The organism is Dactylosporangium sp. NPDC049742, assembly GCF_040674675.1.
Classification (GTDB): Bacteria; Actinomycetota; Actinomycetes; order Mycobacteriales; family Micromonosporaceae; genus Dactylosporangium; species Dactylosporangium maewongense.
Window position 1 is genome coordinate 59,908 of the sequence record NZ_JBFANF010000058.1, and the last position, 24,146, is coordinate 84,053.

The window sequence follows — 24,146 nt, forward strand, 5'->3', positions numbered from 1 at the left end:
GCGGTGGACCGCTGACGGGGTGCTGGCGTTCGTCGGTCGGGCGGACGAGCAGGTGAAGATCCGTGGGTTCCGGGTCGAGCCCGGCGAGGTGGAGGCGGTCCTCGCGGCGCATCCGCAGGTCGCTCAGGTGGCGGTGATCGCCCGGGACCAGCGGCTGCTCGCCTACGTCGTCGGCGAGGCCGGCGAGACGGCGCTGCGGGAGTACGCCGCCGGGCGGTTGCCGGAGTACATGGTGCCGTCCGCCGTCGTCGTGCTGGACGCGCTGCCGCTGACCGCGAACGGCAAGCTCGACCGGAAGGCCCTGCCGGCGCCCACGTTCGACGCGGAAACCGGACGCGGCCCCGCCGACGCCCGCGAAGAGCTGCTGTGCCAGGCCTTCGCCGGCGTGCTCGGCCTCGACGTGGTCGGGGTGGACGACGACTTCTTCGCCCTCGGCGGGCACTCGCTGCTGGCGGTGCGGCTCGTCAGCCAGGTCCGGGCGGTGTTCGGCGTCGAGCTGGCCCTGCGGACGCTGTTCGAGGCACCGACCGTCGCCGCACTCGCCGCGCGGCTGCCGGGTGCGCGAGCGGCGCGGTCGGCGCTGGTGCCGTGGGTGCGGCCGGAGCGGCTGCCGCTGTCCTACGCGCAGCGGCGGCTGTGGTTCATCGGCCAGTTGGACGGCCCGAGCGCGACGTACAACATCCCGATGGCGGTCGGCCTGTCCGGTGACGTGGACGCGGCGGCGCTCGGCCTGGCGCTGCGGGACGTGATCGGCCGGCACGAGGTGCTGCGGACCGTGTTCCCCACGATGGACGGCGAGCCGTGCCAGCGGGTCGTCCCGGTCGACGCGCTCGACTGGCGGCTGCAGCCCGTCGACGTCGCACCGGAGGATCTCGCCGGGGCCGTGGACGCGGCCGTGCAGCACGCGTTCGACCTGGCGGCAGAGGTACCCATCCGGGCGTGGCTGTTCGATGACGGCTCCGGCGAGCGGATGCTGCTGGTGGTCGTGCACCACATCGCCAGCGACGGCTGGTCGCTGGCGCCGCTGGTAGCGGACGTGTCCACGGCGTACCAGGCGCGGCTGGCCGGGTACACCCCGGCCTGGTCGCCGCTGCCGGTGCAGTACGCGGACTACGCCCTGTGGCAGCGGGAGCTGCTCGGCGATGAGTCCGATGTGGACAGCGTGATCTCGCGGCAGGTGGCGTACTGGCGGCAGGCGCTCGCGGATGCGCCGGAGGAGCTGATGCTGCCGGTGGACCGGCGGCGGCCGGCGGTGTCGGGCCATCAGGGTCACGTGGTGCCGGTGCGGGTCGACGCCGACCTGCACGCGCGGCTGCGGCGGGTGGCACGGGAGCAGGGCGTGACGGTGTACATGCTGCTGCAGGCCGGGCTCGGGGTGCTGCTGTCGAAGCTCGGCGCCGGTGCGGACATCCCGATCGGCGCCGCGGTCGCCGGCCGGACCGACCAGGCCCTCGACGACCTCGTCGGGTTCTTCGTCAACACCCTCGTGATGCGCACCGACCTGTCCGGCGATCCGACGCTCAGCGAGCTGCTGGCGCGGGTGCGGGAGACGTCCCTGGCGGCGTTCGAACATCAGGACGTGCCGTTCGAACGCCTCGTCGAGGAGCTCGCCCCGGCCCGGTCCCTCGCCCGGCACCCGCTGTTCCAGGTGATGCTGACGCTGCAGAACACCGCCGGCGCCGTCCTGGACCTGCCCGGCGCGCGCGCCGGCGGGCCCGAGGCTCCGGCGGAGGGGACGGCGGCGGCGCGGTTCGACCTGGACCTGACCGTGGTCGAGGCGTTCGACGCCGACGGTGCCCCGGCGGGCCTGCGGGGCGCGCTGAACGGGTCCGCGGACCTGTTCGACGCCGCGACCGTCGCCGGTGTCGCGCAGCGCTGGGTGCGGGTTCTCGACGCGCTCACCGCCGACCCGTCGGCGCCGGTGTCCACCGTGGACGTCCTGGACGCCGCCGAACGCGACCGGATCCTGACGGACTGGAACGACACGGCGGTGCCGGTGCCGGACGCGACGGTGCTGGACCTGTTCCGGGCGCAGGCGGTGCGGGCCCCGGACGCGCCCGCGGTGGTGTGCGACGGCGTGTCGCTGTCCTACGCGGAGCTGGACGCACGCTCGGACCGTGTCGCCGCCGCGCTGGTCGCCCGTGGTGTCGGCGCCGAGTCGCTGGTTGGGCTGTGCCTGCCGCGCAGCACCGACATGGTGGTGGCGGTTCTGGCGGTGTGGAAGGCCGGCGGTGCGTACGTGCCGATCGACCCGGAGTACCCGGCGGACCGGATCGCGTTCATCGTCGAGGACGCGGCGCCGGTGTGCGTGCTCACGGAGCTGCCGGCTGCCGACGGTGGCCTGCCGCCGGTCGCGGCGCACGGCGCGCAGCTGGCGTATGTGATCTACACGTCGGGTTCGACGGGTGTGCCGAAGGGCGTCGGGGTGTCGCACGCGGCACTGGCGAACGCGGCCGCGGTGTTCACGCCGGTGTTCGACGCCGGGCCGGGTGCCGGGGTGCTGCAGTTCGCGTCGTTCAGCTTCGACGCGTCCGTGCTGGACGTCGCGGTCGCGTTGACGTCGGGCGCGAAGCTGGTGGTCGCGTCGTCGGCGGAGCGCACCGACACTGGACTGCTGCGGGACCTGGTCGCCGCCTCGCAGGTGGACATCGCCAGCGTGGTGCCGAGCCTGCTGGAGGTGCTGTCACCGCAGGACCTCGCCCCGGTGCGCCGGTTGGTGGTGGGTTCGGAGGCGATCTCGGCTCGCCAGGCGCAACTGTGGTCAGCGGACCGGGTCCTCGTCAACACCTACGGCCCGACCGAGGCGGCGGTGATGGTCGCCGCCGGCGTGATCGACGGCGACGAGGCTGTGGTGCCGTTCGGGCGTCCGACGGGCAACAGTCGCATGTACGTCCTGGACGACAACCTCAGGGCGGTGCCCGCGGGTGTCGCCGGGCACCTGTACCTGGCCGGTGCCCAGCTGGCCCGCGGATACATCGGCCGGGCGGGGTTGACGGCGGAGCGGTTCGTCGCGGACCCGTTCGACGACGGCGGCCGCCTGTACCGGACCGGGGACCTCGTGCGGTGGACCGGCGACGGCGACCTCGTCTTCGTCGGCCGCGCCGATGAGCAGGTGAAGATCCGTGGGTTCCGGATCGAGCCGGGTGAGATCGCCGCGGTGCTCAACCAGCACCCGCAGGTCGCGCAGGCCGCGGTCATCGCCCGGGACGAGCGCCTGGTCGCCTACGTCGTGGGTGCGGTCGACGGTGCGGTGCTGCGGGAGTTCGCCGCGTCGCGGCTGCCGGAGTACATGGTGCCTGCTGCCGTCGTCGTGCTGGACGTGCTGCCGCTGTCGCCGAACGGCAAGCTGGACCGCAAGGCGCTGCCCGCGCCGTCGTTCGCCGCGGGGACGGGCCGGGGCCCGGCGGATGCGCGGGAGGAGATCCTGTGCCAGGGCTTCGCCGCCGTCCTCGGCGTCGAGACCGTCGGCGTCGACGACGACTTCTTCGCCCTCGGCGGGCACTCGCTGCTGGCGGTGCGGCTGGTGGAGTGGCTGCGGGTGCGCGGCGTGTCCGTGTCGGTGCGGGCACTGTTCGCGGCGGCGACGCCGGCGAGGCTCGCGGCGGCGTCCGGCGGCCTGATGGTGCAGGTGCCGCCGAACCTGATCCCCGACGGTGCGCGGGCGATCACGCCGGACATGCTGCCGCTGGCGGACCTGTCGCAGGCGGAGGTCGACGCGATCGTCGGCACCGTCACGGGCGGCCCGGCCAACGTCGCGGACATCTACCCCCTCGCGCCGCTGCAGGAAGGGATCCTGTTCCATCACCTCCTCGCGGACGGCGGTGACGACGTCTACGTCACGTCGTTCGTGCTGGAGTTCGACGACCGGGCCCGGTTGGACCGGTTCGCCGGGGCGTTGCAGCACGTCATCGACCGGCACGACGTGTTCCGCACCTCGGTGGTGTGGGAAGGGCTGCGCGAGCCGGCGCAGGTGGTGTGGCGGTCCGCGACGCTGCCGGTGGCCGAGGTCAGCCTCCCGGCCGCCACAGCCGCCGCCGACGCGGAAGCGGCACTGGTGTCCGTCGTCGGGTCGGCGATGGACCTGGGCCGGGCGCCGCTGATGGACCTGCACGTGGCGGAGACCGCCGACGGCCGGCTGCTCGCGTCGCTGCGGATGCATCACCTGGTGCAGGACCACACTGCCCTCGACGTGGTGACGGCCGAGGTCGAGGCGGTGCTCGCGGGTCGCGTCGACACGCTGCCGGCGCCGCTGCCGTTCCGCGACTTCGTGGCCCAGGCCCGGGCCGGGCTGGCCACCGGGGACCACGAGCGGTACTTCCGGGACCTCCTCGAGGGAGTGGACGAGCCGACGGTCGCGTTCGGCGTCAGCGACGTCCGTGGCGACGGCTCCGGCATGGTGCAGGCCGGGGTCCAGCTGGACGCCGCGCTGCGCCGCCGCCTGCGCGAGGTGGGCCGCCGGCTGGGCGTGAGCCCGGCGACGCTCCTGCACGTCGCGTGGGCCCGGGTCCTGTCCGTGGTGTCGGGCCGGGACGACGTGGTGTTCGGGACGGTGCTCTTCGGGCGGATGAACGCCGGCGCCGGCGCGGACCGGGTGCCGGGCCTGTTCATGAACACGCTCCCGGTGCGGGTGCCGACCGGCGGCGTCGAGGTCCTCGAATCGGTCACCGCGATGCGGGCGCAGCTCGCCGGGCTGCTCGAACACGAGCACGCGCCGCTCGCCGTCGCCCAGCGGGTCAGTGCCGTGCCGGGTGACGTGCCGCTGTTCACCACCCTGTTCAACTACCGGCACAACGACGCCGGCCAGACCCGCGGCGGCGAAGGCCCGGACGGCTTCTCCGGCGTCAGGGCCGTGTACGTCCGGGACCACACGAACTACCCGGTGGCCGTGTCGGTCAACGACGACGGCGTCGGGCTGGAGCTGACCGTCGACGCGGTCGGGCCGGTCGATCCGGGCGCGGTCGTGTCGATGCTGCACACGGTGACCGCTGGCCTGGTGGTCGCGCTGGAGGCCGGCCTCGACGACGGCGTGCGGATGCCGCTGTCCGAGATCGGCGTGCTGGCCGCCACCGACCTGGGCCGGGTCCTGTACGAGTGGAACGACACCGCCGCCCAGGTGGCGGACGCGTCCCTGCCCGGGCTCTTCGCGGCCCAGGTCGAACGGGCACCGGACGCGGTCGCGCTGCTCGGCGACGGGGTGTCGCTGTCGTACGCGGAGCTGGACGCCAGGTCGAACCGGCTCGCCAGGTACCTGCGCGACGCCGGCATCGGGGCCGAGTCCGTCGTCGGCGTGTGCCTGCCGCGCGGTGCCGAGCTGATCGTGGCGCTGCTGGCGGTGGTGAAGGCCGGCGGCGCGTACCTCCCGATCGACCCGGGGCTGCCGGTGGACCGGATCGCGTTCATGCTCGCCGACTCGCGGGCCGCGGTGCTGCTGGGCCTCGAGGACGTCCTCGACGAGCTGCCGGCCGGCCGGGTCTGGTCGGTGGCGCTGGACGACCCGCGCGTGTCGGCGTCCGTCGCCGCGCTGCCGGACGGCCCGCTGGACGTGCCGGTGCGGGCCGGCCACGCCGCGTACATGATCTATACGTCGGGATCCACCGGCGTGCCGAAGGGTGTCGTCGTCACGCACGGCGGCCTGGCGAGCCTGGTCGCGGCGCAGGTGGAGCGGTTCGGGGTGGGTGCCGGGAGCCGGGTGCTGCAGTTCGCGTCGGCCGGGTTCGACGCGGCGACGTGGGAGCTGGTGATGGCGCTGTGCACCGGCGCCGGCCTGGTGGTGGCGCCGGCCGAGGAGCTGCTGCCGGGGTCCGGCCTGGTCGGTGTGATCGGCCGGTTCGGGGTGACGCACGCGACGCTGCCGCCGGCGGTGCTGGCGGTCCTGTCGCCGGAGGACCTGCCGTCGGTGACGACGCTGGTGTCTGCGGGCGAGGCGCTGTCGCCAGACCTGGTGAGCCGGTGGGCTCCGGGCCGACAGTTCGTCAACGCGTACGGGCCGACGGAGACGACGGTGTGCGCGTCGATGTCGGACGGGCTGGAACCCGGCCAGGACCCCGTCATCGGCGGCCCGCTGGTGAACAGCCGGGTGTACGTGCTGGACGACCGGCTCCTGCCGGTGCCGCCCGGCGTGCCCGGTGAGCTCTACGTGGCCGGTGCCGCGCTCGCCCGGGGATACGCGGGCCGCGCCGGCCTCACCGCGGGCCGGTTCGTCGCCGACCCGTTCGGTGACGCCGGCCGGCTGTACCGGACCGGTGACGTGGTCCGCTGGACCACCGGCGGCGACCTGGTGTACGTGGGCCGGGCCGACGACCAGGTGAAGGTCCGCGGGTTCCGGATCGAACCGGGCGAAGTGGTCGCGGTGCTGAACCAGCACCCGCAGGTCACGCAGGCCGCGGTGATCGCGAAGGACGAGCGGCTCATCGCCTACGTGGTCGGCGACGTCGACGGCGCGCAGCTGCAGGAGTTCGCGGGCGAACGGCTGCCGGACTACATGGTGCCCTCGGCGGTCGTCGTCCTCGACGCGCTGCCGCTGACGGTCAACGGCAAGCTCGACCGCCGGGCGCTGCCCGCGCCGGACATGACGGCCGGCGGGTCGGGCCGGGCACCGGCCAACGCCCGCGAGGCGGCGCTGTGCCAGGCGATCGCCGAGGTCCTCAACCTCGACACGGTCGGCGTCGACGACGACTTCTTCGCCCTCGGCGGCCACTCGCTGCTCGCCGTCCGCCTCGTCAGCCGGATCCGGGCCGTGTTCGGGGTCGAGGTGTCGCTGCGGACGCTCTTCGAGGCGCCGACCGCGGCCAGGCTCGCGGAGCGGCTGCCCGACGCCGACGACGCCCGGGCGGCGCTGGCACCGCGCGTGCGCCCGGAGCGGGTGCCGCTGTCCTACGCCCAGCAGCGCCTGTGGTTCATCGGGCAGCTGGAGGGCCCGAGCGCCACGTACAACATCCCGATGACGCTGGCGCTGTCCGGCCAGGTCGACGTCCCGGCGCTGGGCGCGGCACTACGGGACGTCATCGGGCGGCACGAGGTCCTGCGGACGGTCTTCCCCGCCGTCGACGGCGAACCGTCCCAGCACGTGGTCCCGCTCGACGAGCTGGACTGGCGGCTGGAGACGGTCGACGTGCCGGCGGAGGACCTGCCCGCCGCCGTCACGAGCGCCGCGCGGCACCTGTTCGACCTGGCCGCCGAGGTACCGATCCGGGCCTGGCTCTTCAACGACGGCACGGACACGCGGACGCTGCTGGTCGTCGTCCACCACATCGCCGGCGACGGCTGGTCGACCGGCCCCCTCGCCACGGACGTGTCGGCGGCGTACGCGGCCCGCCTCGAAGGCACCGCCCCGGCGTGGGAGCCGCTGCCGGTGCAGTACGCGGACTACACGCTGTGGCAGCGGGAGCTGCTCGGCGACGAGTCCGACCCGGACAGCCTGATCTCCCGCCAGGTCGCCTACTGGCGGCAGGCCCTGGAAGGCGCCCCGGAGGAGCTGCTGCTGCCGGCCGACCGGCGGCGACCCGCCGTCGCCGGCCACCGCGGACACGCGGCGCCGGTGCGGATCGACGCCGCACTCCACGCCCGGCTGCAGGAGCTCACCGGCGCCGAGGGCGTGACCGTGTTCATGCTGCTGCAGGCCGCGCTCGGGGTGCTGCTGTCGAAGCTCGGCGCCGGCACCGACATCCCGATCGGAGCGGCCGTCGCGGGCCGTACCGACGAAGCCCTCGACAACCTGGTCGGGTTCTTCGTCAACACGCTCGTGATGCGCACCGACCTGACCGGTGACCCGACCTTCACCGAGCTGCTCGCCCGGGTCCGGGAGACGTCCCTCGCGGGGCTCGAACATCAGGACGTGCCGTTCGAGCGCCTGGTGGAGGAGCTGTCGCCGGTCCGGTCGCTCACCCGGCACCCGCTGTTCCAGGTGATGCTGACCGTGCAGAACACCGCCGACGCCGTGGTGGACCTGCCCGCGGCCCGCGGCGGCGGTGCCCCGGCCGCGGCGGCCGGCGTGTCGGTGGCGAAGTTCGACCTCGACGTCACGTTCGAGGAGACGTTCGACGCCGCCGGTGCCCCCGCCGGCCTGCACGGTCTCGTGATCGGCGCCGCCGACCTGTTCGACGCCGGGACGGTGGCGTCGATCGCCGAGCGGCTGCTGCGCACGCTGGAGACCCTGCTGGCGGACCCGTCGGCGCCGGTCTCCGCCGTCAGCCTGCTCGACCCCGCCGAACGCCACCAGGTGCTGTCCGGGTGGAACGACGCGACCCGGCAGACTCCCGGCGGGACCGTCCCGGAGCTGTTCGCGGCGCAGGCGGCGCGGACGCCGGACGCGCCGGCCGTCGTGGGCGACGGTGTGACGCTCACCTACGCGCAGCTGGATGCGCGGTCCAACCGGTTGGCACGGCTGCTGATCGACCGGGGCGTCCGCCCGGAGTCGGTGGTGGGCGTGTCCCTGCCGCGCGGCACCGACCTGATCGTGGCGCTGCTGGCGGTGCTCAAGGCCGGCGGCGCCTACCTGCCGATCGATCCCGGCCTGCCGGCCGAGCGGGTCGCGTTCATGCTCGAGGACGCGGGCGCCGCGCACGTGGTGGCCGGCGACGCGCTGAACGATCCCGCCTTGGCCGCGATGCCGCCGGACCCGGTGCCGCCGGTCCTGCCGGACCCGGCGCGGGCGGCGTACGTGATGTACACGTCGGGCTCGACGGGTGTGCCGAAGGGTGTGGTGGTGCCGCACCGGGCCGTGGTGCGGCTGGTCCGTGCGGCGAACTACTTCGACGTCGGCGCGGTCGTCGGCCACCTGGCGTCGCCGTCGTTCGACGCCGCGACGTTCGAGGTCTGGGGTGCCCTGCTCAACGGCGCTACCCTGGCGGTCGCGGCGCCCGGGCCGATGTCCGCGGCACAGCTGCGGGCGTTCCTCGCCGAGCACCGGGTCGACACGCTGTGGCTGACGGCGGGCCTGTTCCACCAGGTGGTCGACGCGGACGTGCGGGCGCTCGCGCCACTGCGGCAGCTCCTCGCCGGCGGTGACGTGCTGTCGCCCGCGGCGTGCGCCACGGTGCTGGAGCAGCTGCCGGACCTGCGGCTGTCGAACGGGTACGGGCCGACGGAGAACACGACGTTCACGACCGTGCACCCGGTCAGCGCCCAGGACGGCGCCGGTGTGCCGATCGGCGCGCCGATCTCCGGCACCCAGGTGTACGTCCTGGACACCCGGCTGGAGCCGGTGCCGGTCGGGGTCCCCGGCGAGCTGTACGTGGCCGGTGCGGGCCTGGCCCGTGGCTACGTGGGCCGGGCGGGGCTGACGGCGGAGCGGTTCGTGGCGGACCCGTTCAACGCGGGTGGCCGGCTGTACCGGACCGGCGACATCGTCCGGTGGACCGCCGGTGGCGTGCTGGCGTTCGTGGGCCGTGCCGACGAGCAGGTGAAGATCCGCGGGTTCCGGGTCGAGCCCGGCGAGGTCGAGGCGGTCCTCGCAGCGCATCCGCAGGTCGCCCAGGTGGCGGTGATCGCCCGGGACCAGCGGCTGCTCGCGTACGTCGTCGGCGACGTCGACGGTGCGCAGCTGCGGGAGTACGCCGCCGGCCGGTTGCCGGACTACATGGTGCCGTCCGCGGTGATGCTGCTGGACGAGCTGCCGCTGACCGCGAACGGCAAGCTCGACCGGCGGGCGCTGCCCGCACCCGACCTCGCGGCGACCGCCGGCACGGGACGCCCGCCGTCCAACGCCCGCGAGGAAGCGCTGTGCCAGGCGTTCGCCGAGGTCCTCGGCATCGAGCGGGTCAGCGTCGACGACAACTTCTTCGCCCTCGGCGGGCACTCACTGCTGGCGGTGCGCCTCATCAGCCGGATCCGCACGGTCCTGAACGTCGAGGTCGACGTGCGGTCCCTGTTCGAGGCACCGACGGTCGCCGGGCTCGCCGCCCGCATGGGAAATCAGAAAACGAACAGGCCGGCGTTTCGGCCGATGCGCAACACAGAGGAGTCCTGATGCTTCCGTTGTCATTCGCGCAGCGCCGCCTGTGGTTCATCGCCCAGTTGGAGGGGCCGAGCACGACCTACAACATCCCGATGGTGCTGGGCCTGTCCGGCACCGTCGACGCGGCGGCGCTGAACGCGGCGCTCCGGGACGTGATCGGGCGGCACGAGTCGCTGCGCACCGTGTTCCCGGCGGCCGACGGCGAGCCGTTCCAGCGGATCCTCGACCTCGCCGACCTGCCGTGGCAGCTACAGGTCGGCGACGTCGCCGAGGGCGAACTGGCGGCCGCCGTCACCGCGGCCACCAGCTGCGTGTTCGACCTCGAGACGGACGTGCCCATCCGGGCGTGGCTCTTCAGGCCCGGACCTGACGAGCAGGTCCTGGTCATCGTGCTGCACCACATCGCCGGCGACGGCTGGTCGATGGGCCCGCTCGCCCGGGACCTGTCGGCCGCCTACACCGCGCGGTCCGAGCACCGGGCCCCCGACTGGGCGCCGCTGCCGGGACAGTACGCGGACTACGCGCTGTGGCAGCGGGAGCTGCTCGGCGACCGGGACGACCCCGAGAGCCTGATGTCCCAGCAGGTCACGTACTGGCGGCAGGCGCTCGCCGGGGCGCCGGAGGAGCTGACCCTGCCGTACGACCGGCCGCGCCCGGGCATGACCAGCCACCGCGGGCACGCCACCCCGTTCCAGCTCCCGGCCGGGACGCACGCCCGGCTCGCGGAGACCGCCCGGGCCGGCGGCGTCACGATGTTCATGCTGCTGCAGGCGGCGTTCGGGGTGCTGCTGTCGAAGCTCGGCGCCGGCACGGACGTCCCGATCGGCACGGTCGTCGCCGGCCGTACCGACGAAGGCCTCGACGACCTCGTCGGGTTCTTCGTCAACACGCTCGTCATGCGAACCGACCTGTCCGGCGACCCCGCGTTCCGTGACCTGCTGAGCCGGGTCCGGGCCACCGGACTGTCCGCGCTGAGCAACCAGGACGTGCCGTTCGAGCTGCTGGTCGAGGAGCTGTCGCCGACCCGCTCCCTGTCCCGGCACCCGCTGTTCCAGGTGATGCTCACCGTCCAGAACTCCGCGGGCGTCGGCCTGGACCTGCCGCAGGCGCCCGTCGGCGGGTCCAGCGCGGCGGCGGAGGGGGCCGTTTCTCCGCCGGCGAAGTTCGACCTGGACCTGGCCGTCGCCGAGTCCTTCGACGCGAGCGGCCAACCCGCCGGCCTGCAGGGCATGCTGACGGGCGCTGCCGACCTGTTCGACGCCGCGACGGTGGCATCCATCGTCGAGCGGTGGGTGCGGGTGCTGGACCTCGTGGCGTCGGATCCCGGTGTACGGGTGTCCGCCGTCGACGTGCTGGGTTCTGTCGAGCGCTCCCGCGTCCTCTCCGAGTGGAACGCCACGGCCGATGCCGGCGTCGGTGCGCCGACGATCCCGGAGCTGTTCGCGGCGCAGGTGGCCCGGGATCCGGCCGCGGTGGCGGTGGTGTGTGACGGCGTCTCGGTCTCGTACGGCGAGTTGGACGCGCGGTCGGATCGGGTCGCTGCGCTGCTGGTTGGTTTGGGTGTTGGTCCCGAGCGCTTGGTCGGGGTGTGTATGGAGCGCGGCATCGACCTGATGGTGGCGCTGCTCGGCGTGGCGAAGGCCGGTGGTGCCTACCTGCCGATCGACCCGGAGTACCCGGTGGAACGGGTCCGGTTCATGGTGGCCGACGCGGCTCCGGCCGTCGTGTTGGCTTCGTCGGTGACGGCGGGCCTGTTCGAGGACGCCGTGGTGCTGGACGAGGCGGTCCTGCCGTCGACGCTTGCCCGGCAGGTGGAGTTGCTGGCGTCGCATCCGGCGTACTGCATCTACACGTCGGGTTCGACGGGTGTGCCGAAGGGTGTGCTGGTGTCGCATGCCGGTGTGGCGAGCCTGGTGGCTGGTCATGAGCGCTGGCTTGGTGTGGGTGCTGGGGATCGGGTTGGGCAGTTCGCGTCGGCCGGGTTCGACACGTTCGGCTGGGAATGGATGATGGCGCTGCTGCGTGGTGCGGCGCTGGTCGTGATTCCGGCCGAGCGGCGGTTCGGCGCGGCCCTGGTGGAGCTGCTGCGGCAGGAGCGGGTCTCGGTGGTGACGCTGCCGCCGGCGGTCCTCGGCATGCTGGATCCGGCGTCGGTGGACCCTGCTGTGACGTTGATCGTGGCTGGTGAGGCGTGCTCGCCGGACCTGGTGGCCCGGTGGGCTCCGGGCCGGCGGATGTTCAACTCGTACGGCCCGACGGAGACGACCATTGACGCCAGCTTGTGGCGGTGCGATCCAGACGCGGGCTTGGTGGCGATCGGTCGTCCGGTGGTGAACACGCGCGTCTATGTGCTGGATGACGGGTTGTCGCCGGCGCCGGTCGGGGTCGCCGGTGAGTTGTATGTGGCGGGTTCTGGTTTGGCTCGCGGTTACGTGGGTCAGCGGCGGTTGACGGCGGAGCGGTTCGTCGCGGACCCGTTCGGGCACAGCGAACGGTTGTATCGCACCGGGGACGTGGCGCGGTGGACCGCGGCCGGTGATCTGGTGTTCGTTGGCCGGGCCGACGACCAGGTGAAGATCCGGGGGTTCCGGATCGAGCCGGGTGAGGTGGAGGCGGTTCTGGCCGCGCATCCGGATGTCCGGCAGGTCGCGGTCGTGGTGCGGGAGGACGAGCCGGGCGAGAAGCGTCTCGTCGCCTACGTGGTCGGCTCGGTGGACTCCGCGGTGCTGCGTGGCTATGCGGGGGAGTGGCTGCCGGAGTACATGGTGCCGTCCGCCGTCGTGGAGCTGGACAGCCTGCCGTTGACGGTGAACGGGAAGCTCGACCGCGCCGCGCTGCCCGCACCCACATACGTCGCGGGGACCGGCCGGGGCCCGGCGAACGCGCGGGAAGAGCTGCTGTGCCAGGCGTTCGCCGAGGTCCTGCAGCTCCGCCACGTCGGGGTCCACGACGACTTCTTCGCCCTCGGCGGGCACTCGCTGCTCGCCGTCCGCCTCGTCAGCCGGGTCCGCACGGTCTTCGGCGCCGAGCTGCCGCTGCGCACGCTCTTCGAGGCGCCGACCCCGGCCCGCCTCGCCGAGCGGCTGGCGGGCGCCGGAGCGGCCCGGTCGGCGCTCGTGCCGTGGCAGCGTCCGGAGCGGCTGCCGCTGTCCTACGCGCAGCAGCGCCTGTGGTTCATCGGCCAGCTGGACGGCCCGAGCGCGCTCTACAACATCCCGGTCGTCCTCGAACTGTCCGGCGAGGTCGACGCCGCCGCGCTGGACGCCGCGCTGCGGGACGTCATCGGCCGGCACGAGGTGCTCCGCACGGTGTTCCCCGCCGCCGACGGTGAGCCGTGCCAGCAGGTGGTCGAGGACCCGGACTGGCGGCTGCAGCTGGTCGACGTGGCGCCGGAGGACCTCGCGGGCGCGGTGGCGGCGGCGACGCAGCACGCCTTCGACCTGACCGCGGAGGTGCCGGTCCGCGCGTGGCTCTTCGACGACGGCGTCGCGCGGGTGCTCGTGGTGGTGCTGCACCACATCGCCGGGGACGGCTGGTCGACGGGCCCGCTCGCCGCGGACGTGTCCACGGCCTACCAGGCGCGGCTGGCCGGGCAGGCACCCGAGTGGGCGCCGCTGCCGGTGCAGTACGCGGACTACGCGCTGTGGCAGCGGGCGCTGCTCGGCGACGAGTCCGATGTGGACAGTGTGATCTCGCGGCAGGTGGCGTACTGGCGCGACGCCCTGGCGGGGGCGCCCGAGGAGCTGATGCTGCCGGCGGACCGGCGGCGCCCCGCGGTGGCGAGCCACCGTGGTCACGTCGTGCCGCTCCGGGCGGACGCCGGCCTGCACGCCCGGCTGCTGCGGGTGGCGCGGGCCGAGGGCGTGACCGTGTTCATGCTGCTGCAGGCCGGGCTCGCGGTGCTGCTGTCGAAGCTCGGCGCCGGCACGGACATCCCCATCGGTGCGGCCGTCGCCGGCCGCACCGACCAGGCCCTCGACGACCTCGTCGGGTTCTTCGTCAACACGCTCGTGATGCGGACCGACGTGTCCGGTGACCCCACGTTCAGTGAGCTGGTGGGGCGGGTGCGGGAGACGTCCCTGGCCGGGTTCGAGCACCAGGACGTGCCGTTCGAGCGCCTGGTGGAGGAGCTGGCGCCGGTCCGGTCCCTCGCCCGGAACCCGCTGTTCCAGGTGATGCTGACCCTGCAGAACAACGCCGCGGCAGAGCTCGACCTGCCCGGCGTGCGCACCGGCGGCGCCGGCGGGCCCGCGGAGGGCACGGCGGCGGCGCGGTTCGACCTGGACCTGACCGTGGTCGAGGCGTTCGACGCAGACGGTGCACCGGCGGGGCTGCGCGGCGCGCTGAACGGATCCGCCGACCTGTTCGACCCCTCGACCGTGGCGTCGATCGCGCACCGCTGGATGCGGGTGCTGGACGCGCTGCTCGGCGACCCGTCGGCGCCGATCTCGACGGTGGACGTCCTCGACGCGGCCGAACGGGACCGGGTGCTCATCGAGTGGAACGCCACCGACGTGCCCGTGCCCGACGCGACGGTGCTGGACCTGTTCAAGGCGCAGGCACTGCGGACCCCGGACGCGCCCGCGGTGCTGTGTGACGGCGTGACGCTGTCGTACGCGGAGCTGGACACCCGCTCGGACCGGGCGGCGAGCGCGCTGGCCGGTCGGGGGGTCGGCGCCGACTCGCTGGTCGGGTTGTGCCTGCCGCGTGGCGTGGACATGGTGGCCGGCGTGCTGGCGGTCTGGAAGGCCGGCGGCGCCTACGTGCCGATCGACCCCGACTACCCGGCGGAGCGGGTCGCGTTCATCGTCGAGGACGCGGCGCCGGTGTGCGTGCTGACGGAGCTGCCGTCCTCGGATGGGCCGCTGCCGCCGGTGTCGACGCACGGCAAGCAGCTGGCGTACGTGATCTACACGTCGGGTTCGACGGGTGTGCCGAAGGGAGTCGGTGTCTCGCACGCGGCGCTGGCGAACGCGGCGGCGGTGTTCACGCCCGTGTTCGACGCCGGTCCCGGCGCGGGTGTGCTGCAGTTCGCGTCGTTCAGCTTCGACGCGTCGGTGCTCGACCTCTCCGTGGCGTTGACGTCCGGTGCGCGGCTGGTGATCGCGTCGTCGGCGGAGCGGACTGACACGGCCCTGTTGCGTGACCTGGTCGCCTCGAACGGAGTCGAGATCACGAGTGTCGTGCCGAGCCTGCTGGAGGTCCTCACCCCGCAGGACCTGGCGCCGGTGCGGCGGCTGGTGGTCGGCTCGGAGGCGATCTCGGCCCGGCAGGCGCAGTTGTGGTCTGCGGACCGCGTGCTGGTGAACACGTACGGCCCGACCGAGGCGGCGGTGATGGTGGCCGCTGGTGTGGTCGACGGCGGCACGGCTGTTGTGCCGTTCGGCCGTCCGACGGGCAACAGCCGCATGTACGTCCTCGACGACAACCTCAAGGCGGTGCCCGCGGGTGTCGCCGGTGACCTGTACCTGGCCGGTGCCCAGCTGGCCCGCGGGTACGTGAACCGGCCCGGGCTGACGGCGGAGCGGTTCGTCGCCGACCCGTTCGACGACGGCGGCCGCCTGTACCGGACCGGGGACCTCGTGCGGTGGACCGGCGACGGCGACCTCGTCTTCGTCGGCCGCGCCGATGAGCAGGTGAAGATCCGTGGGTTCCGGATCGAACCCGGCGAGATCGTCGCCGTGCTGACCGAGCATCCGCAGGTCGCGCAGGCCGCCGTCATCGCCCGCGGCGACCGGCTCGTCGCCTACGTCGTGCCGGTCGACGGCGACGGCGACGGGCTGCCCGCCACGCTCCGCGCGTTCGCCGCGACCCGGCTGCCCGAATACATGGTGCCCGCGGCCGTCGTGCTGCTGGCCGCGCTGCCGCTGTCACCGAACGGCAAGCTCGACCGCAAGGCGCTGCCGGCGCCCGCCTTCACCACGGGCTCGGGCCGGGGCCCGGGCAGCGTGCAGGAGGAGCTGCTGTGCCTGGCGTTCGCCGAGGTCCTCGGCGTCGACACGGTCAGCGTCGACGACGACTTCTTCGCCCTGGGCGGGCACTCGCTGCTCGCCGTCCGCCTCGTCAGCCGGGTCCGGGCGGTGTTCGGCGTGGAGCTGCCGCTGCGGGCGCTGTTCGAGGCGCCTTCCGTTGCCGGCCTCGCGGCCCGGCTGCAGGGTGCGGGTGCGGCCCGGGCGGCGCTCGTACCGTGGGAGCGGCCGGAGCGGCTGCCGCTGTCGTACGCGCAGCAGCGGCTGTGGTTCCTGGCGCAGCTGGAAGGCCCCGCCGCCACCTACAACATCCCCGTGGTGCTCGCGCTGTCCGGCCAGGTGGACGTGGCCGCGCTGGGCGCGGCGCTGCGGGACGTGATCGGCCGGCACGAGGTGCTGCGCACCGTCTTCCCGACGGCCGGCGGCCAGCCGTTCCAGCGGATCGTCCCCGGCGACGAGCTCGACTGGCACCTGCAGACCGTCGACGTCACCGCGGCCGACCTCCCCGACGCCGTCGCGGCGGCGACCCAGCGCACCTTCGACCTGGCCGCCGACCTGCCGATCCGTGCCTGGCTCTTCAACGACGGCTCCGAGCAGCGGATCCTCGTCGTCGTCGTGCACCACATCGCGGGCGACGGCTGGTCGACCGGACCCCTCGCGGCGGACGTGTCGACGGCCTACGCCGCCCGCACCGCCGGTCAGGCACCCCGGTGGGAGCCGCTGCCCGTGCAGTACGCCGACTACGCGCTGTGGCAGCGGGAGCTGCTCGGCGACGAGTCGGACCCGGGCAGCCTGATCTCGCGGCAGGTGGCGTACTGGCGGCAGGCCCTGGCGGGCGCACCGGAAGAGCTCGCGCTGCCGGTGGACCGGCGGCGCCCCACGGTCGCCAGCCACCTCGGCCACACCGTGCCGGTGCAGGTCAGCGCGGAGCTGCACGCCAGGCTGCTGGAGGTGGCGAAGGCGCGCGGCGTGACCGTGTTCATGCTGCTGCAGGCCGGGATCGGGGTGCTGCTGTCGAAGCTCGGCGCCGGCACCGACATCCCGATCGGCGCGATCATCGCCGGGCGGATGGACCAGGCACTCGACGACCTGGTCGGGTTCTTCGTCAACACGCTCGTCATGCGCACCGACCTGTCCGGCGACCCCACGTTCACGGAACTGCTCGCCCGCGTGCGGGAGACGGCCCTCGCCGGCTTCGAGCACCAGGACGTGCCGTTCGAGCGCCTCGTGGAGGAGCTGGCGCCGGCCCGGTCCCTCGCCCGGCACCCCCTGTGCCAGGTGATGCTGACCGTCCAGAACACCGCCGACGCGGTGCTGGACCTCCCCGGGGTCCGCACCGGCGAGGCCGCCGCCGGCGACGCGGCCGCCGAGCTGTCGGTGGCGAAGTACGACCTCAACTGGGTCGTCAGCGAGGTGTTCGCCGCCGACGGCGCCGCCGCCGGCCTCCGCGCCGCCGTGACCGGCTCGCAGGACCTGTTCGACGAGCACACCGTCGCGTCGATCGCCCGGCGCTGGCTGCGCGTCCTCGAGGCGGTGCTGGCCGACCCGTCCGCGCCGATCGCCACGGTGGACGTGCTCGACGCCGCCGAGCGGGACCAGGTGCTGCACGGGTGGAACGCCACGACGGCACAGACGCCGGACGCGTCCCTGGCCGAGCTGTTCGCGGCCCAGGCGGCGCGGACGCCGGACGCCACGGCGGTCGCGGCCGACGGTGTGACGCTCACCTACGCGGAGCTGGACACCCGGGCGAACCGCCTGGCCGGGTACCTGCGCAAGGCCGGCATCGGCACGGATTCGGTGGTGGGCCTGTGCCTGCCGCGGGGTGTCGAGATGGTGGTCTCGTTGCTGGCGGTGGTGAAGGCCGGCGGCGCGTACCTGCCGATCGATCCTGAGCTGCCGGTGGACCGGGTCGCGTTCATGCTCGCCGACGCCCGTGCCGCGGTGCTGCTCGGGTTCGAGGACGTCCTGGACGAGCTGCCGGCCGGGCGGTTCCGGTCGGTGGCGCTGGACGACCGGCGGGTCGCGGCCGCGGTGTCGGCGTCGCCGGACGGGCCGGTGCCCGTGCTGCCGGATGCCGGGCAGGCCGCGTACGTGATGTACACGTCGGGTTCGACGGGCACGCCGAAGGGTGTGGTGGTGCCGCACGGGGCCGTGGTGCGGCTGGTGCGTGCGGCGAACTACTTCGAGGCCGGTGGTGTCGTCGCGCATCTGGCGTCGCCGTCGTTCGACGCGGCGACGTTCGAGATCTGGGGTGCGCTGCTCAACGGTGCGACCCTGGCGGTCGCCCCGGCGGGCGCGCTGTCGACCGCGGAGCTGCGGGAGTTCCTCGCGACGCAGGGGGTCGGCACGCTGTGGCTGACCGCGGGCCTGTTCCACCAGGTCGTCGACGCCGACGTGCAGGCGCTCGCGCCGGTGCGGCAGCTCCTGGCCGGTGGCGACGTGCTGTCCCCGGCGGCGTGCGCGACCGTGCTGGAGCAGCTGCCGGAGCTTCGCCTGCTGAACGGGTACGGGCCGACGGAGAACACGACGTTCACCGCCGTCCACGCGATCCGGTCCCAGGACGTCGCCGACGGGAGCAGTGTGCCCATCGGCGCGCCGATCACCGGCACCCGCGTGTACGTGCTGGACGGCCGCCTGGAACCGGTGCCGATCGGGGTGGCCGGCGAGCTGTACGTGGCGGGTGCGGGTCTGGCCCGCGGGTACGTGAGCCGGGCGGCGTTGACGGCGGAGCGGTTCGTGGCGGATCCGTTCGACGACGGTGGCCGGTTGTACCGGACCGGTGATGTGGTGCGGTGGTCCGGCGACGGTGACCTGATCTTCGTTGGCCGCGCCGATGAGCAGGTGAAGATCCGTGGGTTCCGGGTCGAGCCCGGCGAGATCGAGGCCGTGCTGGCCGCGCACCCGCAGGTGGCGCAGGTCGCCGTCATCGCCCGCGAGGACGCGACCGGCGACAAGCGCCTCGTCGCCTACGTGGTCGGCACGGTCGACGGAGCTTCGCTGCGCGAGTTCGCCGCCGCGCGACTGCCGGAGTACATGGTGCCGGCGGCCTACGTGCCGATGGCCGAACTGCCGCTCACGGCGAACGGGAAGCTGGACCGCCGGGCGCTGCCCGCGCCGGACTTCGCCGGGGCGGCCGGATCGGGCCGCAGGCCGGCGAGCGTGCAGGAAGAGCTGCTGTGCCTGGCGTTCGCCGAGGTCCTCGGCCTGGACGCGGTCGGGGTGGACGACGACTTCTTCGCCCTCGGCGGGCACTCGCTGCTCGCGGTGCGGCTCGTCAGCCAGGTCCGGGCGGTGTTCGGGGTCGAGCTGTCGCTGCGGGAGCTGTTCGAAGCCCCCACGGTCGCCGGACTCGCCGAGCGGCTGCAGGGCGCCGGCGCGGCGCGGACGGCGCTGGTGCCGTGGGAACGCCCTGAGCGGCTGCCGCTGTCCTACGCGCAGCGGCGGCTGTGGTTCATCGGCCAGCTGGAGGGGCCGAGCGCCACGTACAACATCCCGATGGCCCTGGTCCTGTCCGGCGACGTGGACGCGGCGGCGCTCGGCCTGGCGCTGCGGGACGTGATCGGCCGGCACGAGGTGCTGCGGACCGTGTTCCCCACGATGGACGGCGAGCCGTTCCAGCGGGTCATCCCGGCCGAGGCCGCGGACTGGCAGCTGCAGCTGGTCGACGTCGCACCCGGCGAGCTGGCCGGTGCGGTGGCGGCGGCGGAGCAGCACCCGTTCGACCTGGCCCGGGAACTGCCGATCCGGGCGTCGCTGTTCGACGACGGCTCCGGCCAGCGGATGCTGCTGGTGGTCGTGCACCACATCGCCAGCGACGGCTGGTCGCTGGCGCCGCTCGCGGCCGACGTGTCCACGGCCTACCAGGCGCGGCTGGCCGGGCACGCTCCGGCGTGGCCGCCGCTGCCGGTCCAGTACGCGGACTACGCGCTGTGGCAACGGGAGCTGCTCGGCGACGAGTCCGATGTGGACAGCGTCATCGCGCGTCAGGTGGCGTACTGGCGCGACGCCCTCGCGGGTGCGCCCGACGAGCTGGCACTGCCGGCGGACCGGCTGCGACCCGCCGTGGCGAGCCACCGCGGATACCTCGTGCCGGTGCGGATCGGCGCGGAGCTGCACGCCCGGCTGCTGCGGGTGGCCCGGGAGCAGGGCGTGACCGTGTTCATGCTGCTCCAGGCCGGCCTCGGGGTCCTGCTGGCCAAGCTCGGCGCCGGCACCGACATCCCCGTCGGCGCGGCGACCGCCGGGCGCACCGACCAGGCCCTCGACGACCTCGTCGGGTTCTTCGTCAACACCCTCGTCACGCGCGTCGACCTGTCGGGCGACCCGACCTTCGTCCAGCTGCTTTCCCGGGTACGGGAGACGTCCCTGGCCGGGTTCGAACACCAGGACGTGCCGTTCGAGCGCCTCGTCGAGGAACTGGCGCCGGTCCGGTCCCTCGCCCGGAACCCGCTGTTCCAGGTGATGCTGACCCTGCAGAACAACGCCGACGCGAAGCTCGACCTGCCCGGCGTGCACGCCGGCGGGCCGGGCGGCACGGCGGAGGGCGAGGCGGCCGCCAAGTTCGACCTGGACCTGACCCTGTCGGAACTGTACGACGCCGACGGCGACCCGGCGGGCCTGCGGGGCGCGCTGAACGGCTCGGCGGACCTGTTCGACCCCGCCACGGTGGCGGTGCTGGCCGAGCGGTGGGTGCGGGTGCTGGACGCGCTCCTCGCCGACCCGGCGGCGCCGATCTCGGCGGTGGACGTCCTCGACGCGGCCGAGCGGGACCGGGTGCTGTCCGAGTGGAACGACACCGCGGTCGCGGTGCCCGACGTGACGGTGCTGGACCTGTTCAAGGCGCAGGCGCTGCGAACCCCGGACGCGCCCGCGGTGCTGTGCGACGGCGTGACGCTGTCGTACGCGGAGCTGGACGCGCGCTCGGACCGGGTGGCCCGCGCGCTCGTCGACCTGGGTGTCGGCGCGGAGTCGCTGGTCGGCTTGTCGCTGCCGCGCGGTGTGGACATGGTGGTGGCGGTTCTGGCGGTGTGGAAGGCCGGCGGCGCCTATGTGCCGATCGACCCGGAGTACCCGGCGGACCGGGTGGCGTTCATCGTCGAGGACGCCGCGCCGGTGTGTGTACTGACCGAACTTCCGTCCTCGGACGGCGAACCGCTGCCGGTGTCGACGCGTGGCGGTCAGTTGGCGTACGTGATCTACACGTCGGGTTCGACCGGCGTGCCGAAGGGCGTCGGTGTCTCGCACGCGGCGCTGACGAACGCGGCCGCGGTGTTCACTCCGATCTTCGACGCCCGCACGGGCGCCGGGGTGCTGCAGTTCGCGTCGTTCAGCTTCGACGCGTCGGTGCTCGACCTCGCCGTGGCGCTGACGTCGGGTGCCCGGCTGGTGGTCGCTTCGTCGGCCGAGCGCACCGACGCGGCGCTGCTGCGTGAGCTGGTCGCCTCGACCGGCGTCGAGATCGCGAGTGTCGTGCCGAGCCTGCTGGAGGTCCTCGCTCCGCAGGACCTGGCGCCGGTCCGGCGGCTGGTGGTCGGCTCGGAGGCGATCTCGGCCCGCCAGGCCCAGCTGTGGTCCGCGGACCGGGTCCTCGTCAACACCTACGGCCCGACCGAGGCGGCCGTGATGGTCGCCGCCGGCGAGGTCGACGGTGGCACGCCCGTCGTGCCGTTCGGCCGTCCGACCGGCAACAGCCGCATGTACGTCCTCGACGAGCGGTTGGCGCCGGTGCCCGCGGGAGTGGCCGGCGATCTGTACCTGGCCGGTGCCCAGCTGGCCCGCGGGTACGTGAACCGGGCCGCTCTGACGGCGGAGCGGTTCGTCGCCGACCCGTTCGGTGACGGCGGCCGGCTGTACCGGACCGGGGACGTCGTGCGGTGGACTGGCGACGGGGACCTTGTCTTCGTCGGCCGCGCCGACGAACAGGTGAAGATCCGCGGCTTCCGGATCGAACCCGGCGAGATCGCCGCGGTGCTGACCGCACACCCGCAGGTCGCGCAGGCCGCCGTCATCGCCCGGGACGAGCGCCTGGTCGCCTACGTCGTCGGCGCCGCCGACGCGGTGGCGGTGCGGGCGTTCGCGGCGACCCGGCTGCCGGAGTACATGGTGCCCGCGGCCGTCGTCGTGCTGGACGCGCTGCCGCTGTCACCGAACGGGAAGCTGGACCGCAAGGCGCTGCCCGCACCCTCGTTCGCCGCTGGGACGGGACGGGCCCCGGCCAACATCCGCGAAGAGCTGCTGTGCCAGGCCTTCGCCGAGATCCTCCGCCTCGACGCCGCCGGCGTCGACGACGACTTCTTCGCCCTCGGCGGGCATTCGCTGCTGGCGGTGCGCCTGGTGGAGTGGTTGCGGGTGCGGGGCGTGTCCGTGTCGGTGCGGGCGCTGTTCGAGACGCCGACCCCGGCCGGGCTGGCGGCCGCCGCCGGCGGCGTCACGGAGGACGCACCGCCGAACCTGATCCCCGCGGGCGCGCGGACGATCACCCCCGACATGCTGCCCCTCGTCCAGCTGACCCCGGCGGAGATCCAGGCGGTCGTAGCGGGCGTCGAGGGCGGCGCGGCCAACGTCGCCGACATCTACCCCCTGGCGCCGCTGCAGGAAGGCATCGTGTTCCACCACCTGCTCGCCGACGGCGGCTCGGACGCGTACGTCACCCCGACGGTGATCGAGTTCGCCGACCGGGACCGGTTCGACGGGTTCGTCCGGGCCCTCCAGCACGTCATCGACCGGCACGACGTGTTCCGCACGTCGGTCGTGTGGGCGGACCTGCAGGAGCCCGTCCAGGTCGTGTGGCGGAAGGCGACGCTTCCGGTGCGCGAGGTCAACCTGCCCGCCGGCACCGTGGACGCGGTGGAGGACCTGCTGTCGGCGGTCGGGCTGGCGATGGACCTGGGCCGGGCGCCGCTGCTCGACCTGCACGTCGCCGAGCTCGCCGGCGGGCGGCTGCTCGGGCTGCTGCGCATGCACCACCTGGTGCAGGACCACACGGCGATGGACGTGGTCCTCGGCGAGATCGAGGCGGTGCTCGCCGGCCGTGAGGACACGCTGCCGGCGCCGCTGCCGTTCCGCAACTTCGTGGCGCAGGCGCGGCGCGGGGTGGACAGCGGCGTACACGAGGCGTTCTTCCGGGACCTTCTCGGCGGCGTCGACGAGCCGACCGCCGCGTTCGGCGTCAGCGACGTGCGCGGCGACGGGTCGGCGGTCGCCCGCGCCGCGGTCGGCATCGACGAGGACCTCGCCGCACGGCTGCGGGAGGTCGGTCGCCGGCTGGGGGTGAGCCCGGCGACGGTGATGCACGTGGCGTGGGCGCGGGTTCTGTCGGTGGTGTCGGGCCGGGACGACGTGGTGTTCGGGACGGTGCTGTTCGGGCGGATGAACGCGGGTGCGGGTTCGGACCGGGTGCCTGGTCTGTTCATGAACACGCTCCCGGTGCGGGTGCCGACCGCGGGTCAGGACGCGGTGGGCGCGGTGGCGGCGATGCGCGGTCAGCTGGCGCGGCTGCTGGAGCATGAGCACGCGCCGCTGGCGCTGGCGCAGCGGGTCAGCGGAGTGCCGGGCGACCTGCCGCTGTTCGCGACCCTGTTCAACTACCGGCACAACAACGCCGGCCAGCCGGGCGAGGGCGGAGGGCCCGGCGGGTTCACCGGCGTCCGCGCGGTGTACTCCCGGGAGAGCACCAACTTCCCGCTGGTCGTGTCCGTCGACGACGACGGCACCGGGCTGGGCGTGACCGTCGACGCCGTCGGGCCGATCGACCCGGCCGCGGTCGCGGCGATGCTGCGCACGGCGGTCGCGGGCCTGGTGCCGGCGCTGGAGAGCGGGTCGCGGACTCTGCTGGCGGACATCGGCGTGCTGGACTCCGCCGACGCGGACCGGGTCCTGCGCGAGTGGAACGACACCGCGGCCGCGGTCCCGGCGTCGACGCTTCCGGAGCTGTTCGCGGCCCAGGTGGCGCGGACGCCGGACGCTCCCGCGCTGGTGTTCGAGGGCGCTCCGGTCTCGTACCGCGAGTTGAACGACCGGGCGGCGCGATTGGCGGGGTTCCTGATCGACCAGGGTGTCGGTCCGGAGTCGGTGGTGGGTGTCCGTCTGCCCCGTGGTGTCGACATGGTGGTGGCGCTGCTGGGCGTGTTGAAGGCGGGCGCGGCGTATCTGCCGATCGACCCGGATCTGCCTGCTGAGCGGGTGGCGTTCATGACGGCCGGTGCCGCCTTCGTGGTGACGGA

2 protein-coding genes (1 of these 2 running past the window's edge) are annotated in these 24,146 nt (G+C 74.0%); both read left to right on the forward strand.

From position 1 onward, the window contains the following. Positions 1-9,967, forward strand: partial view of a non-ribosomal peptide synthase/polyketide synthase gene (locus AB0J72_RS45005; protein WP_363411510.1) — the 3' portion only. The gene continues 33,737 nt to the left of window position 1, outside the view; only the last 9,967 of its 43,704 coding nucleotides appear in the window; its start codon lies beyond the left edge, outside the window; the stop codon is at positions 9,965-9,967. Then, positions 9,967-24,146, forward strand: a 14,180-nt coding sequence (locus tag AB0J72_RS45010; protein ID WP_363411512.1) for an amino acid adenylation domain-containing protein, incomplete at its 3' end; no start/stop codon positions are given. The genes AB0J72_RS45005 and AB0J72_RS45010, both read left to right, overlap by 1 nt.